Source organism: Dickeya ananatis (genome assembly GCF_019464615.1).
In the GTDB taxonomy this organism is placed as follows: domain Bacteria; phylum Pseudomonadota; class Gammaproteobacteria; order Enterobacterales; family Enterobacteriaceae; genus Dickeya; species Dickeya oryzae.
Map to the genome: position 1 here is coordinate 2,694,059 of NZ_CP040816.1, position 16,109 is coordinate 2,710,167.

Annotated in this window: 15 protein-coding genes; 3 read left to right on the plus strand and 12 right to left on the minus strand. The window is 51.1% G+C overall.

From position 1 onward, the window contains the following. The first annotated feature begins 348 nt into the window (after window positions 1-348). Window positions 349-846, plus strand: coding sequence for a hypothetical protein (locus tag FGI04_RS11870; RefSeq protein WP_407273209.1), 498 nt, complete (start codon window positions 349-351; stop codon window positions 844-846). A gap of 169 nt (window positions 847-1,015) precedes the next feature. Here the strand turns inward: FGI04_RS11870 and FGI04_RS11875 are convergent, their stop codons facing one another. Both FGI04_RS11875 and FGI04_RS11880 read right to left on the minus strand, forming a co-directional pair. Then, window positions 1,016-1,354, minus strand: a complete 339-nt coding sequence (locus tag FGI04_RS11875; protein WP_342698766.1) for a DUF1869 domain-containing protein — start codon at window positions 1,352-1,354, stop codon at window positions 1,016-1,018. Between the two features lie 10 nt (window positions 1,355-1,364). Continuing rightward, window positions 1,365-1,697, minus strand: coding sequence for a TehB family protein (locus FGI04_RS11880; protein ID WP_342698765.1), 333 nt, complete (start codon window positions 1,695-1,697; stop codon window positions 1,365-1,367). Between the two features lie 341 nt (window positions 1,698-2,038). On the opposite strand from FGI04_RS11880, the gene FGI04_RS11885 reads away from it, so the two are divergent. Further along, complete coding sequence (locus tag FGI04_RS11885) at window positions 2,039-2,629, plus strand: flavin reductase family protein (protein ID WP_407322224.1); 591 nt, start codon at window positions 2,039-2,041, stop codon at window positions 2,627-2,629. Window positions 2,630-2,749: 120 nt separating this feature from the next. Here FGI04_RS11885 and FGI04_RS11890 read toward each other — a convergent pair whose 3' ends face one another. The 10 genes from FGI04_RS11890 to ftsI all read right to left on the minus strand — a co-directional run bounded on the left by FGI04_RS11890 (window position 2,750) and on the right by ftsI (window position 12,994). After that, window positions 2,750-3,235, minus strand: coding sequence for a YjjA family protein (locus tag FGI04_RS11890; protein ID WP_210175390.1), 486 nt, complete (start codon window positions 3,233-3,235; stop codon window positions 2,750-2,752). Between the two features lie 146 nt (window positions 3,236-3,381). Next, window positions 3,382-4,281, minus strand: coding sequence for a helix-turn-helix domain-containing protein (locus FGI04_RS11895; RefSeq protein ID WP_407336782.1), 900 nt, complete (start codon window positions 4,279-4,281; stop codon window positions 3,382-3,384). A gap of 125 nt (window positions 4,282-4,406) precedes the next feature. Further along, window positions 4,407-4,862: a MarR family transcriptional regulator gene (locus FGI04_RS11900; RefSeq protein ID WP_342698762.1), complete on the minus strand. Its 456-nt coding sequence runs from the start codon at window positions 4,860-4,862 to the stop codon at window positions 4,407-4,409. Between the two features lie 118 nt (window positions 4,863-4,980). Then, window positions 4,981-5,742 (minus strand): ABC transporter ATP-binding protein, encoded by a 762-nt coding sequence (locus FGI04_RS11905; protein WP_342698761.1) that lies wholly within the window; start codon window positions 5,740-5,742, stop codon window positions 4,981-4,983. A 3-nt stretch (window positions 5,743-5,745) separates the two neighbouring features. After that, window positions 5,746-6,558, minus strand: coding sequence for an ATP-binding cassette domain-containing protein (locus FGI04_RS11910; RefSeq protein ID WP_407273206.1), 813 nt, complete (start codon window positions 6,556-6,558; stop codon window positions 5,746-5,748). Continuing rightward, complete coding sequence (gene opp1C, locus FGI04_RS11915; protein WP_407273205.1) at window positions 6,555-7,412, minus strand: nickel/cobalt ABC transporter permease; 858 nt, start codon at window positions 7,410-7,412, stop codon at window positions 6,555-6,557. The genes FGI04_RS11910 and opp1C overlap by 4 nt, the downstream gene beginning before the upstream one ends. Next, on the minus strand, window positions 7,409-8,344 hold the full coding sequence (opp1B, locus tag FGI04_RS11920) for a nickel/cobalt ABC transporter permease (protein WP_407273204.1): 936 nt from the start codon (window positions 8,342-8,344) through the stop codon (window positions 7,409-7,411). Before opp1B ends, opp1C begins: the two co-directional genes overlap by 4 nt. 71 nt (window positions 8,345-8,415) lie before the next feature. After that, window positions 8,416-9,990 (minus strand): nickel ABC transporter substrate-binding protein, encoded by a 1,575-nt coding sequence (gene nikA, locus FGI04_RS11925; protein WP_407336783.1) that lies wholly within the window; start codon window positions 9,988-9,990, stop codon window positions 8,416-8,418. Window positions 9,991-10,223: 233 nt separating this feature from the next. After that, entirely contained in the window at window positions 10,224-11,021 is a 798-nt protein-coding gene (locus FGI04_RS11930; RefSeq protein WP_407336784.1) for a class I SAM-dependent methyltransferase, read from the minus strand. Between the two features lie 272 nt (window positions 11,022-11,293). Next, the gene (ftsI, locus tag FGI04_RS11935; RefSeq protein ID WP_342698755.1) at window positions 11,294-12,994 is read right to left on the minus strand and encodes a penicillin-binding transpeptidase domain-containing protein; all 1,701 of its coding nucleotides are present in this window, start codon (window positions 12,992-12,994) and stop codon (window positions 11,294-11,296) included. Between the two features lie 525 nt (window positions 12,995-13,519). On the opposite strand from ftsI, the gene katG reads away from it, so the two are divergent. Beyond that, window positions 13,520-15,721: a catalase/peroxidase HPI gene (katG, locus tag FGI04_RS11940; protein ID WP_407273202.1), complete on the plus strand. Its 2,202-nt coding sequence runs from the start codon at window positions 13,520-13,522 to the stop codon at window positions 15,719-15,721. Window positions 15,722-16,109 lie beyond the last annotated feature (388 nt).

Here is a 16,109-nt window from a genome sequence, read left to right on the forward strand (position 1 = left end):
GTAACAAAAATACATAATTTACAATACAAACAGAATGAAATAGATGAAAAAGATAAATCACCAAAATAAAGCATTATATTGAAAATGTTGTGTTAAATATTTTAACAAGATATAAATTAATTTCAAATAAATGAATAACATTCAAGTCATGTCATCAGTTTAATGCAATAATTACATCAAGTGAAAATAATTATTATGCTAATATATTAACCGCACTCATTCGATAGATGGGTAATAAAATATAATTTCACGTATCCAGAGAACATCGGATACCATAAACGCGGTCTCCGTCGTTATTGACAAAGATTTATTACCTTTTATAACCAAAACATTTTAAATGGAGTTATTATGTTAGGAATCGTAACGGACATGCCGGTATGGGTAATCATACTTTTAGTATCATCCCTGCTTTATTGTTTAAGTTTTTGCTTTAAAAAAGATGTCAGCATTAAATTTCTGCTCATTATCCCCGGCGGCTTTATGATTTTCTCGATTATTTCTTTATTACAACAAGGCAATATTATTATTGCTGGTTTGATATGGCTTGCGGGTTGTATTATCGGGGGCATTGCGGCAAATCGGATATTCTCACCTCAGACTTATTATCCTGGACGTAAAGCCGGTACCATTACCGTACCAGGAACCTGGTCTGTTATTATCATTTTTTTGGTCTACTTCCCTCTTCGCTACTATATCGGTTATCGTCAGGCAATGGCGGCCGACCATGTCCTCAGCATGCCGCTGATTCTATTATTAGCGGTGTCTTCCGGCGGTGCTGTCGGTTTTTTTACCCTTCGTTCATGCATTATATTCTGGCGTTATAAAAAATTAGCAGTGAAGGAATAGCTGAGTGGGTCAATTCAGTCGGTGCAGGGACTCCGATAATACCGAGTCCCTGGGATGTTCTCAGACAACCTCCGCGCGAACATTCGCATCGGAGATAGCCTGTATAGTGGAGATAGTCTCTGGTAATGGGGGATTCGCTAACAGGCATCTTAACCGTGTTGTAAGGGCCTCACCAGCCGCACACGTTCGTCTCCTCGTCGGATTCGTAGCCTCTTACGATGTTAATCAGTTCTTTGACGGCATCTGCCGCGATTGCCGGGTCCTTTAGCGCTGTCAGGGTGGCGAAGTCTTTATCAACGGACACACCATTATTGTTGTTGGTCACACTCAGCACGACGTCGCTGTCATCACCCATTTTTCCCGACAGTGCACTGATCAAATCCATCACCGCCTGAGCGGCTACATCCGGCACATACAACGCCATCGGTTTAAGAAACACCCGTTCTTCCCTTTGATGGTGTTCACGGCCTGATAACGCTAAGGAATAACCTTTATTCTCGATATCCACGATAACTCCCTTACCCTTCGATTAAAATTTTAGGATCAACATAAAAATCGACGTTAAATAACGTGTCATCGGATAACGCTTCTATGCGGTGCCACGTTTCTGGCGGGAAGACACCAAACTGCCCGGCCTCAATCGTCAGCGTATCAACAGGGTCCGGACTGGTTTCGTCCGCATAACCATAATAGCGGATGGTCCCCTGCATGACGCATAAACGTGGGTAAACGCCTTGTCGGGTTCCGGCATCCAGATGACGTTGCCAAATAGACGTAGGGGCAGTTTCTTTTGTCCAAAATGGTGTGGTTCGTGTGTGAATATAATGAGCGGGTATAACGATTCGTTGCATAGTTCAGCCTCTCCTTCCCCGATAAGATTGAAATGACGGGAAGATAAAACAATATGTTGCATATAATATACCTCTTTTTAAATTTGTGGATTACTTTTTACGCCAAATTTAATAAATTAAATAAAATCATTAAAAATCAAATAGATGAAATAAAAAAGACATGGCATTCGACGAGAGAAAACAATCACTTAAAATTAATAAACATCATTTAATAGCCTGATATCAATAGGTCTGACGCCCAATAGACTACCCCATAAATACTCAATTGTAGTTATTGTTAAATGGATGCATAAAGAGTAGAAATGGGCATCATAGTTCCGTTAGCAATAGGCATTTTTACAATGAAAAAGAACGTAAAATTAAATTCATTCTATTATGGGTTCCCGGTATTTCTCGTCACCACAATAGATACCAAAAATGGGAATACCAATATTTCCCCAGTCTCATCATCCATTTCATTGGGGGACAAAATTATTATAGGTATTAGTAAAGGGAGTAAAACTCACAGTAACTTACTGTCAGGCTCTGATGTGGTCATCAATATTCCTGATTATAACCTGTGTGAAAAAGTGGAAGCACTCGGCAAACTGACAGGGGGAGAAACACTTTCTGACAGCCAGATAAAATGGGGTGTTCAGGTCTGTCATGATAAATTTACCCAAACCGGACTTAATACGGAAAAATCCACCCGCGTCGCACCACCACGCGTAGTTGAATGTCCGATTCAGGCGGAATGTAAAACCGTCAGCACAACGGATAAAGGACGTTTTATACTCGCAGAGCTTGATATTCTGACCGTGTGGGTTGAAAACCACCTCTTAGGTCAACATGATGTTGTCGATTCATCAAAATGGAAGCCACTGATCTACAACTTCCGTGAATACGATACCACCGGCGACGCATTAGGCTTTAATTTTAAATACGGGCATTAATTCGACAAGATCCCGTTATTCTCTAAATAATTCGAGTTGCAGGACAATGCCCGTACCGCGTTTGTCCTGCAACGGCGTTTTAGGAGAGCGGTGCCTCTCACACAGCGGCGGGCATATTCATCAGGAAATGAATTTCACGCCTTGTTTTAAAACGATATCGCACGCCTTGGTTTTGACCTTTTCCGCGAGTGGACTGTTGCCAATCGCATTCAGATCGACCTGTTTCCCCTCACCGGTCTTTAACAAACCCGATACCCCTTGCAGGTAATCCGCAGGTTTCTTCTGTTCCGGTTGAGAAGCCAGCCCCAGCTTACTCATCAACTGATTTTTGATATTTTCGGTGTTCGTGGCCGCAACCAGTTTCTGTTTTATGCAGTATTGCAGGATGCCCGCCGCATTATGCATGCTGCCAGCACTCAGCGAGCGCGCATCACTACTGAGCAGGCTACCAAGCCCGCTGGCATTGCTATCCGAAGCATTATGCTGGCTTAACTGGCTGGCCGCGCTGGAAAGGGAATCTTGCCAGCTGGCCGCCTGAACATAACCAGAAACTGCCATCAGGGCGGCAATACCCGCCATGTTCACTGCACGTTTGATTACTGTCATAACACGCTTGCTCTTCTTTGTTATCGAAAACTGCGATGAGTATACCTGCACTGTGGCAAGCCACCATCCGATAAAACTGAAACAGAACGCGTCATCATCATGTTGCAGCCCCCGAGCTAATACGCCATCAGACCGATGAGCCAGACTTATTTCCTGTCAAACGGCGCGTAGTATTCCACTTCAAAATACCCGGTATCTATTTTGCCGTTTTCATCTTTCCTGCACCGAATGATCTCCAGTACGCCACCATTGACATGGGTATAGTCCTGGCCGGGTAAGATGTGGTGGTAAATCGCTTTCAGAAACGATTTATATTCCTGCTCGTCACCGGAAAAGGCGAAGCGTAAATAACGGCCCTCCGATGTTGATGACTGACTGTCAACGTCATCAGCAAGCAGGCGTTCATGTGGGTCTACTGCACTCATGTGATACGCCACGCGCACATGGCGATTAACCCGGTTTTCATCCGGGATCACAGTCGAAAAGGAATAAATGACCACCTCGTCGCCATCATATTGCTGGCTTGCCTGCTCCCACCAATGGACCCGGTGCGAAATGTCATTCCCCGCGAGGAAGTCATCAACATTTTGCGAATGTTCAAACGAAGAGGTACCCATCGGTCTGGCCGGTAAATTAACCAGTTCGGGGATCGGCAGCCAGTCAACACCCGCGCCTAATGACGGTTGCAGATTGGAGAAATCCCAGAATGAGGTTCTGCGGTAATGGCCTGGCGACATACCAAAACGTTTTTTGAAGGTACGGGTAAACGACTGCTGGGAATCAAAGCAATAACGTAACGCCACATCCTGAACAGTTTGGCTGGTGAGCTTTAACTCAACCGCCGCTTTGCTCAAACGCCGGTTGCGAATATAGGTTCCCAATGAAACGCCAGTTTCCTTCTTAAACAACCGCTGCAAATGCCATTTGCTATAACCCGATTTCGCGGTGACGTCATTGATCATCAGTGGGCTTTCAAGATGGTTTTCTATCCAGCCAACCAGCTCAGTAGTAAATCTCACCATCGATGGCATCGTTGATAACATCATTGCAAAATCCTCCTTACTGACTACCAGAAATACACTCAACCCTACCGATAACACGCCAGCATCTGCGCCACCCCCCGCCGTATAACCGCGGCGTGGGCGAACACAACATACCGAAGAGAAGGACGTCAGTAAGGCAAGTAGCGCGCCACCACATCATCCGGCAGCATCTTGGTCAGCAGCCGTTTCAGTTGTTCCGTTTCCTCAAGCGTCAGGCGAGCAGTGATCTTCGCCGGCACAACCTGCATCCCTTCCTGTTCAAACTGCTGGCAGATTTCCCGCCCTTTTTCCGTCAACGCCAGAATCACCTGCCGTTTATCACTGGGGTGAGACTGACGAATGAGCAATTCCCGCTTCGCCATCCGCTCAATCATGCGGCTCAGCGCGCCGCCGTCCATCATCACGTTTTTGCTCACCTCTATCGGGCTGGTCAACCCTTTATAGATACTGATCAAGACCTTGAACTGTGGAGCGGTGATATCGCTGTCAGCAAAATACTCATTCAGCAGGTGATCTTTAAACTGATTCGACAGGTGGATAAGCAAACCTATCGAGCAAAGCGCGTCGTCGTGGTTATTGTTCATGACATCATAAAATTGACCAGGCATTAATTGATTAAGAAATTAATGCCTGGTCAATTAAATGTCAACAGCGATTCGTGTTTGGTTACATTTTAGAAACAATTAAGGAGGGAATGAGGCGTTAGCGAAAGGTCATGACCGACTGCAACAACCGCTGCGCATAAGGGTGGGAGACGTTGGGCAATGCGTTAACCGCGCAGCTTTCAACCATTTCACCCTCACGGAAAAACATCACACGATGGCACAGATACGCCGCCGCCTGAATATCATGCGTAATGAACAGGCAGGCAAGATTAATGCGTTTTTTCAACGCGATAAGCAAATCCAGAATCTGTACCTGAGAAGAGACATCCAACGCGCTGATGGCCTCGTCCAGCACCAACAACTGAGGCTGGGTTGCCACCGCGCGACAAATGCACACGCGCTGGATCTGACCGCCCGACAGCTCATGGATATAGCGTTCGCGTAATGCGGGTGCCAGCCCGGCTAATGCCAGCAATTCGGTGATTCGGTGATCCTGTTCGGCACGATGGAGGGTTTCCTGTAGCCGCAACGGCTCGGATAACGCCTGATACACCGTCATCAGCGGGTTAATCGACGAGGTGTAATCCTGAAACACCGCGCTAATACGGTGCTTCCTGTTTTGGGCACAAGAAACCGGCTCGCCCGCCAGCAACACACGTCCCCGATCCGGCTGCTCCAGCCCGCAAATCAAGCGCGCCAGCGTACTTTTCCCACCGCCGCTTTCACCGACAATACCGAGACATTCGCCCGGCTCAAGCGAGAACGACAGCGGTTTTATCACTTTGCGCTCTCGTTTACGGAAAAAGTGACCGTGCGTTTGCCAATAACTTTTTTCAACCTGCCGGACCTCCAGTAACATACGCTATGTCCCCATAATCCGGTGAAACGCCTGACTCAACCGCCTGCGGGTATCAATCAACGTCCGTGTATAGTCCTGCTCGGGGCAGGTAAAGACCCGTTCGGTTTCGCCCTGTTCAACTACCCGACCGTCTTTCATCACTACCACATACTGTGCCAGCGCCCTGACTAACGCCAGGTCATGGGAAACAAACAGCATCGCGCTCTGCGTGCGTGTTTGCAGCCCGATAAACTGCTGAACGATATCGAATTGCGTAATACTGTCGAGTGACGCCGTCGGCTCATCAGCAATGATTAACGCCGGTTGCAGCGCCAACGCGATGGCAATCATCACCCGTTGCAACATGCCACCGGAAAGCTGATGGGGGTAAGCGGCCAGCAAGCTGTCCACCTCCCGTAACCCTACGCTGTCCAGCATGCGCTGGGCGCGGGCACGACGCTGCGCACGTGATAATGACGTATGCTGCCTGAGCGTTTCATCCAGATGGTTGCCTAGGGTATACAACGGGTCAAACGCACTGGGGGCGTCTTGCATGATGAGCGCAATCTGCCGACCGCGCAGTGAAAGCCATGCTTTGGGTGAGAGGCGTTGCATGTCGCAACCGTTGAACATCGTTTCACCACTGGCGTGCAACCAGGGTGGCAACAAGCCAAGCAGGCTCTTGCACAGCAGGGTTTTCCCGCTGCCGCTCTCGCCTACTATCGCCGTACAGCAACCACGGTGGAGCGCCAGCGTCACATCCTGCACCAACAGGTTACCGGTGCGCTTGTCAGCCACCGACAGCCGATTGACATCGAGTAATACCGGTTGCGTCATGATGGCGACGTCTCCCGGTGGACGTAACCGGCAGGCTCCAGTGCGTCATGCAAGAAGTCGCCGACCACATGACAGGCAGCTACCACCACGGCAATGGCGATACCGGCAGGCAACATCTGTGTGGGGTGGGTCAACATGACATTTTTTGCTTCGCTCAGCATATTCCCCCATTCCGGTAACGGTGGCTGAGCCCCTAACCCCAGGAAAGAGAGCGCGGAAATCATCAGGATCACACTGCCGATATCTGCTGACGCCAGGATAACGCTGTCAGCGGCAGCGGCGGGCAACAAATGCCGTCGCATGATGTATGTTGAGGGAGCGGCAATAACACGAACGTAGTTGATATAATTTTTGCTGCTGTGCCTGAGCGTCATGCCGCGGATCATCCGCGCATACCAGGCCCATTTCGCCAGTACCACCGCCAACAGAATATTTGGCATGCCCGGTCCAAGAATACCGACGATGGCAAAAATCATCACCTCGCTGGGAAACGCGAGCATGGCATCGCACAGGCGCATCACACCGCTATCGAGGCGGCCTTTGAAATAACCGGCGATCACCCCGATGATTCCGCCGGTCAGTACAGTCAATACCATAGCGGCGATGCTATAAAACACCGTGGTTCTCACGCCAAACACCAGGCGTGAAAAAACACACCGCCCCAGGTTATCCGTACCGAGCGGATACAGCAGGCTGATTCCCTGATATTTGTCTTTTATCGATATTAACGTCGGGTCATGCGGCGCAATCGTGGGGGCAAACACACCGGCCAGACAGACCATCAGCAACAACAGGCTACAGCACAACGCCAGCTTGTCCTGCCTGATTCTCGCAGCGATACCGGGCCGTCTCATTCCCGGGCCTCCTTCATGCGTGGGTCAAGCCTGACCTGCATCACATCAGTCAAAAAATTCCCCACCAGAAACAACAACGCCATCAGCAACATGTAGGCCTGAATGATCGGATAATCACGGTTAAAAATGGCGGATAAACACAGCCGACCGACACCGGGCCAGGCAAAAATATTTTCTATCACCACCGTACCGGCAATCAGTTTGGGAATACTCATGCCTATCGCCACCAGCGACGCATGCAGGGAATTCACCAGCACATGCTTAGTGATAATCAGCGGTTCAGGCAGCCCCCTGGCTCTGGCGTACAACACGTAATTTTGCCGCAGATTGCCGAGCATACTGCCCCTGATAAGGCGGATATAAGTGCCGATATACCCCAACATCAAGGTACACGCGGGGAGAATCACGGAATGCGTTTCCTGCATACCGCCAACCGGGAACAGGTTCAGCCTGACCGCCAGCCCCCACATCAGCAACAGGCCAAGCCAGTAATTGGGGATGGAAACGGTTAAAAACACCAGACTACGTACTACCCTATCCCACCCGGAATGCTCGGTTATCGCACAGGTGATGCCTAAGGTCAGCGACAGCGTTACGATCAGCACCAGCGTGACCGACGCCAGATGCAAGGTGGCGGGCAGCGCTTGCATAAACTCATACCAGACCGGTTTTCTGGTGATAAATGACGTGCCGAAATCCAGGTGCAGCGCCCGCCAGAGCCACCACACATAACGCTGGAGGAATGGCCTATCAAGCCCCAGCTCATGGCGCACCAGCCGTATCGCTTCATCGGTCGGGACTATCTCATTAACACGCAGGGCAACCTCTGCCGGGTCGGAAGGCACCAAATTCAGCAACGAGAAAGCCAGAAACGAGATGACCGCGGCCAGCGGCACCATCATGAGTAGTCGTTTGATGAAATAAGCACGCATCCGCGTCGTTTTCCTCCTCCACTCACCGATGCCATCCCCGTTACAGCGCCATCAGCATGATCGCCCGGTATTCAGAACGACATGTTCTCGAAAGGGATCTCATACTGTGAGGCATTAAATGACACCCCTTTCAGCGTCGGTGCATAAATCGCTTTCGTCCTTGAATACGTCAACGGGATGTACACCGCTTCCTCCGTCAGCAGGGTGAATAACTGCGTGTAGCGTGCCTGACGCTGCTTTTCATCCGGCGTCAGTAAAATATCGCCAATCAACGTGTCGATCTCGGCCTTGCGACGTAACCCCTTCTGCGCCTGATAATCCGCATGTGCGGGGATGCGAAACGAGGAGATATACGACGCCGGGTCATAAGGCGTTCCCCACGACAGCGAGTATTGCAGGTCAAAATCACCAGATTTCTGGCGGTCTAAAAACGCCTGCTTTTCTTCGCCCAGAATAGTCAGTTGCACGCCGACGTTCTTAAAATCACCCTGAATCAGCTCGGCAATTTCTCGCTCCGCCGCGTTGTTGCGGTTATACGACAGCATCAACACCAACGCCTTGCCGTCTTTTTCCCGCACCGTTTTTCCTGCCGTCAAATGCCAGCCAGCGGCGTCCAACAAAGCACTCGCCTGTGGCGGATCAAATCGGTAAACCGGCAAATCGATGTCACAATACGGCACACGGCGCGACAGTAAGGTATCAGCGACACTTTCGGTATTACCCATGACACCGCTGGCAATCGCCGTTTTATCAATCGCGTATTGCAGCGCCTGGCGTACCGCTTTATCGCCGGTGATAGGGCGACCGCTATTGAGCACCAGTGCACGAGAGGCAACCGGTGGGCTTATCAATGTCCGATACTTCCCCGACGCCTCAAGTGCGGCAAAGCTATCCATATCCAGCATGTCGCCGTCCGCCCCGAAAATGAGCTGGACGCTCTCTTTTTGCAACGCCATCAGCATCGACTGTTGGTCAGGCATCACCCGCCACATCACGCTGTCGAGATGCGGTCGGCGACCCCAGTAATCGGGATTGACGACAAAGCGCGCATACTGATTAGATTTATGCTCCGCCAGCACCCAGGGGCCGGTACCGACATACCCGCTGATGCCCTCTTTGGTTTTACCGTTGATAAACGCTTTCGGTGACACAAAACGAAAAGGCCGGGTCAAACCCAGTTCGATTAACGTCGGGTAATAGGGGTGTTTGAGTGTTATCTCGACGCGGTGGCTATCCAGCACCGTGACCTTATCGATCTGCTGTACCAATTCAAGCCAGGCATGGCGTTGATAGTTGTCTAACACCGCGTCGATATTGCGTTTAACCGCATCCGCCGTGAACGGTTCGCCATCGCTAAACCGCACGCCGTGACGTAACATGAAAATATACTGTTTGCCGTCGGGTGATATCGTCCAGCTTTCCGCCAGCCAGGGTTTAACCCCTTCAGGCGTATTGATGACCAGCGACTCAAACACCATATTCTGAGCGGCCATTTCGCCCGCATAAAGATGAGGATTGATATCACGAATATCTTTGGTACTGGCATAAACCAACTGATTGCCGCGCATATCGGCAGCAACAGAAAATGCGCCGAACAGCAAACACAGTATCAACGCCGCCAGTGTGATGGGGTGTATCCTAACCATGACCTGTCACCCAGAGCTAATATACCCGTCATACTTCAAGTTGCAGGTGTGTTGGCTGCGTTCGCTCACCCGAATCACTTACCTGAGTAAGCTCATCGGGATTCGCTCACTTGCCGCGTTACAAGGCTCTAATGAGCCTTGCCCTAAAGGGCCAACGCGTGGCGTTGTTCAACACGCGAGCGTGTTGTCCTGCAACTCGAATTATTTTGGGTACAGAAATAATCGATCGCAGTTTATTTTTCCGCAACGACCATAAACATCGGTGTAGAGGCGTAATTAATTTTCTCGTCATCGTCCCACAGCTGTTCAGCAATATTTTCATCGATAATCACCTGCTGAAAACCGCAGGCTGACAAGGCACGACGATCCCATTGCGGACGTATTTCCCGGCTTAACGGCAGTGCTCTGGCGATATTTTCCATCGCGACGGTATCGGTATTTGCATAATGATCATCAATCTTTAATCGACGGGCATTGTGTCGGTCACGAAAATAGCCTTCACGTGCCTCATCATTGAAAAGATGGGCGTACCAGTTAGCATCAAAGTTAATTAACCGTCCACCGGGTGCTAATACCCGATGCCACTCTTGATAGGCTTGTTGCGGGTGTTCCAAATTCCAGGTCACGTTACGGGTAACCAGCAGGTCGAAGTGATTATCGGGAAACGGCAAGGCATGGACATCCGTGGCAGTGAACCGGATATCAACGCCATAGTACGCGGCATTGTTCCGGGCCTGTGCTAGCATGGCAGGTGTCACATCCACGGCGCTAACGTTATGCCCCGCCATCGCCAGTGTGACGGCAAAAAAACCCGGACCGGTGCCCACATCCAGTATATTTAATACCGTTTTTTTCGGCGCATGACGTAAAATTATCGACTGCCATAAGTGACGTTTAGCGCATGCCAACTCAGCGACGTTAACGTCGTTATATCCTTGTGCTCTATTGTTCCAATAATGTTTTACATCATTAAGCAAATCATCACTGGCTATATCGTCCATGACGATGTCATGTGCTATTAATTGCGTCACAACAGGTCACCCCTATTCGACAAATTAAATGATTACGACCAATTAACATCAACAAGAAAAAACTGTGCGCAGGGGAATACACCATCAAGGAATAATGCTCTGCGCGGAGATAGTACACGGCGAAGAGATAGTACACCGTGAAGAAAACAGATACCCGCACTGCGTATGAACTTTTATAAAAATATCACACTTCATTGAGGTAGATCATGAAAGCAATAACGCGCCGGGCAGGTGACTTTCCCTGTCGGCGCGGTGTTGATGGCGGTTATGGGTTATTGGGTAAGTGCGTCAGGGGGGATATCCATATGGCGTAGCACCTCACCCATGATCTGCCCAAAAACAGGGCCAGCGACCGAGCCACCGAAATGTTTACCCGCATCGGGGTGGTTGATCATCACCACCAGCGCCACACGCGGGTTGCTGGCTGGTGCCACCCCGGCGGTGTAGTTGACGTAACCACCGTCGTATTTGCCGTCTGACCCCATTTTCTCCGCCGTCCCGGTTTTAATCGCCAGACGATAGCCAGGCACCGCGGCCGTCACCCCACTCCCGCCGGGCAAGGCGTCACTCTCCATCATGTGCACCACGGTTCTTGCCACATCTTCATCGATAACCCGGGAGCCGAGCACCGGCGGCGTCACTTTAGTGATGGAAACCGGGCGGTAAATGCCGAATGAGCCGATGGTGGCGTACTCACGCGCAATCTGTAGCGGCGTGACGCGTAACCCGTACCCGAACGAAAAGGTTGCACGCTCAATGTCAGACCACCGCTCACGGTGCAACGGGAAATAGCCGCTGGTTTCCCCTTCAATGCCTAAACCGCTGGCAACGCCCAGCCCAAAACGATGGTAGAGATCGACCAGCACGTTTGCCGGCATCGCCAGCGCGATATGAGACACCCCAATGTCGCTGGATTTTTGCAGGATGCCGGTAATAGTCAGTCGGCTCCAGTGACCGACGTCTTTAATCAAATGACCATTCACCGGGTAAGGCGTGGTGTCGATAACCGAATCAGGCCGGATCAAATGGCGTTGCAGCCCCGCCATCACCACCAGCGGTTTAACGGTGGAGCCGGGTTCGAAGCTGTCCGAAATCGCCACATTTCTCATGTTCTTTTGCGGCTCGCCTTCGTAATTGTTGGGGTTATAGGACGGATAACTGGCCATACCGAGAATTTCGCCGGTGTTAATGTCAATCAACACCGCCGCTCCGGAATCCGCTTTGTTTAGTTGCACGCCGTCACGCAGATGCGAATAGAGAACGAATTGCAGATAACTGTCGATGCTCAGGGTCAACGTCGGTGCCTGCTGCGCCGGATCGTCAGCCATCAGGCTCACCACATTGCCGTAGCGATCTTTGCGGTAAACCCGTAACCCCGGTTTGCCTTGCAGCAACTTGTTGAAACTCCGCTCAATACCATCCAGCCCTTGTCCGTCCAACCCCACAATGCCAATCAGGTTGGATACCGCGTCACTCATTGGGTAATAGCGGCTGGCGTCCGCTGGGGTGGAAATACCACTGATATGCAACTGGCGGATATAGTCGGCGATACTGGATTCGATCTGACGCCCGATATAAAGAAAATGGCGGTGCGCATTTTCCTGAATTTTATCTTTGATGGTGCCAAGCGGCAGCGACAATGCGGTGGATAGCGCGCTCCACTGCGCGCTGGCAAGCGACGGGTCACTCTCCAGCACATGAATAGGGTCAGCCACCACGTCATTGGACGACACACTGACCGCCAGCGGATGCCCGTTACGATCGGTAATGGTGCCACGCAACGGTTGCATCACCAGTTCACGTAACGAACGCTGATTAGCTTCTTTTTCCAGTTGCAGGCTGGTCACCACCTGCAAATACCCAACACGTGCCACCAGCAACACCAAACAAACACAGATGCCAACACACAGTAAAACAAAGCGCCCCTGAAAATAGGTCGCCGCCACCACACTGACAGAACGTCTTTTGAGCATACACCACGCCAACTGAACGGAGGTTGCCTCTCGCGATGCGGTACACCGCGGCGAAACGCACCCGATAACAATACTGATTTATCCTGTGGCGGCACTATAAATGACATCAATAAGCGAAACAGAAGCAGGAAACATCCTCACGTAATTCATTAATCATTGAAATGAAAGACACAGATGAAAACACCCTGTGACGAAAAAACAGCCAACATCGCCCGACTCCCTCCCTCATTTAACAATTATTTTACTTATTAATTTTCACAGTTAAATAGCCACCATCTATCACAATATTCATGTAATTCGATTTCATCTCTGAGCAGACGCTGACTAAGATGAATAGTGAATTTCAGCCAACGAATGCTCAGCACACATTGGCGAACGACAACTAACTCATGAAATTCAACGTATTGCGTTAAAACTGACGCAGTACCACTGCAAGAGCATGAGCCATTCATTGTGCACCGCTCACTGCCCGGCACTCTGTGCAGGCCGGGTCAATGGGGACACATAGCATAAGGTAGAGAACGCATGACAACCGAAAGCAAATGCCCGTTCCATCATCAAGGTACGCCGGTTACCGCCAGCGGTAGCGGCACCGATAACCGCACCTGGTGGCCCAATCAACTGAATCTGAACATTCTGCACCAACACTCTTCCCTGTCAGACCCGCTGGATAAAAACTTCAACTATGCCGAAGCCTTTAACAGCCTCGATCTGGACGCGCTCAAAAAAGATCTGCATGCCCTGATGACTGACTCACAGGAGTGGTGGCCTGCCGATTTCGGTCACTACGGCCCGCTGTTTGTCCGTATGGCCTGGCACTGCGCCGGGACTTACCGCACTGGCGATGGTCGTGGCGGTGCAGGCACCGGTCAGCAACGTTTCGCGCCGCTCAACAGTTGGCCTGATAACGTCAACCTCGATAAAGCGCGTCGCCTGCTGTGGCCGATTAAACAGAAATATGGTCAGAAAATTTCATGGGCCGACCTGCTGGTCCTCACCGGCAACGTCGCGCTGGAATCGATGGGATTCAAAACCTTCGGTTTTGCCGGTGGCCGCGCTGATGTGTGGGAACCGGAAGAAGATGTGTACTGGGGGTCGGAAACCACCTGGCTGGGTGGCGACAAACGTTACTCCGGTGAACGGGATTTGGAAAACCCGCTGGCGGCGGTACAAATGGGCTTGATTTACGTCAACCCGGAAGGCCCCAATGGCAACCCAGACCCGCTGGCCGCAGCGAAAGACATCCGCGAAACCTTCAGCCGCATGGCGATGAATGATGAAGAAACCGTCGCGCTGATCGCAGGTGGTCACACCTTCGGGAAAACCCACGGCGCAGGCGATGCTGCGCTGGTTGGCCCGGAACCGGAAGCCGCAGGTATCGAAGAGCAAGGCCTGGGCTGGAAGAGTTCGTTTGGCAGCGGTAAAGGCGGCGATACCATCTCCAGCGGGCTGGAAGTCACCTGGACACAAACCCCCACCCAGTGGAGCAACTATTTCTTCCAGAACCTGTTCGGTTACGAGTGGGAACTGACCAAAAGCCCGGCTGGCGCCCACCAGTGGCGGCCGAAAGGCGGTGCGGGTGCCGGTGAAGTGCCGGACGCGCATGACCCATCCAAACGTCATGTTCCGACCATGCTGACGACCGACCTGTCGCTACGCGTCGACCCGGCGTATGAAAAGATCTCCCGCCGCTTTTATGAAAACCCGGATCAGTTCGCTGATGCCTTCGCCCGTGCCTGGTTCAAACTGACGCACCGTGATATGGGGCCACGCGCTCGCTACCTCGGCCAGGAAGTCCCGGCTGAAGAGCTGGTATGGCAAGACCCGATCCCGGTCGTTAACCACACCCTGGTCAGCGAGCAGGATATCGCCAACCTGAAGGCAAAAGTCCTGGCTTCCGGCCTGACGGTTTCCCAGTTGGTCTCCACCGCCTGGGCGTCGGCTTCCACTTTCCGTGGCTCTGACAAGCGTGGTGGTGCCAACGGCGCGCGCATTCGTCTTGCCCCGCAGAAAGACTGGGCAGTCAATCAGCCGGAACAACTGGCGAAAGTGCTGGGTACGCTGGAAGGCATCCAAAACGAATTCAACCGCGCGCAGTCCGACAACAAGCGGATTTCACTGGCCGACCTGATCGTGCTGGCGGGTGCCGCTGGGGTGGAACAGGCAGCGAAAGCCGCTGGTCATGCGGTAACCGTACCGTTCACCCCCGGCCGGATGGATGCCTCTCAAGAGCAAACCGACGTTGAGTCATTCTCCGTACTGGAACCGATTGCCGATGGTTTCCGTAACTACCTGAAAGGCCATTACAGCGTGGCGGCTGAAGCGCTGCTGGTGGATAAGGCGCAGTTACTGACCCTGAGTGCACCGGAGATGACGGTGCTGGTCGGCGGGCTGCGTGTTCTGGGCGCGAATGTCGCTCAGGCATCACATGGCGTGTTCACGGCCCAACCCGGCGTACTGACCAATGACTTCTTTGTTAACCTGCTGGATATGGGCACCGTCTGGAAAGCCACCGCAGGGGAAGAAGGTGTGTTTGAAGGGCGTGACCGTGTCAGCGGTAACCTGAAGTGGACCGGCACCCGTGTCGACCTTGTCTTCGGTTCACACTCGCAGTTACGCGCGCTGGCCGAAGTTTACGGCAGTGCGGACGCGCAGGCGAAGTTTGTCCACGACTTCATCGCCGCCTGGACCAAAGTGATGAACCTCGACCGTTTCGATCTGGCGTAATCATCACCCTACCCCGGCGTGTTTCACGCCGGGGTATTTCCCGCTAACGTATACCCTTCATACTTCACGTTGCAGTTTTCTCTTCGGGTGCCAGAATGCTGTTATCCTGTTTTCTTCGATTTATATACCGCCAAATATTCATAAAAGATTCACAGTAAGTAAAAATAGATACGCTGCTGGATCTATTTATCCATCAGGTGATAAAAAATATCCGCAGCGATTACTGAATACAAATATGGAACATAAAATAAACAAACTTAATCAATTGATTTTTAATATAAAAAATTAAATTTCCACATAGAAAACACCCTCCTTTTTCACGAATATACTTTGGTATACATGACCTATACTTTTTAATCGTGGACGCTCTGTCTCGATTATTTTATTT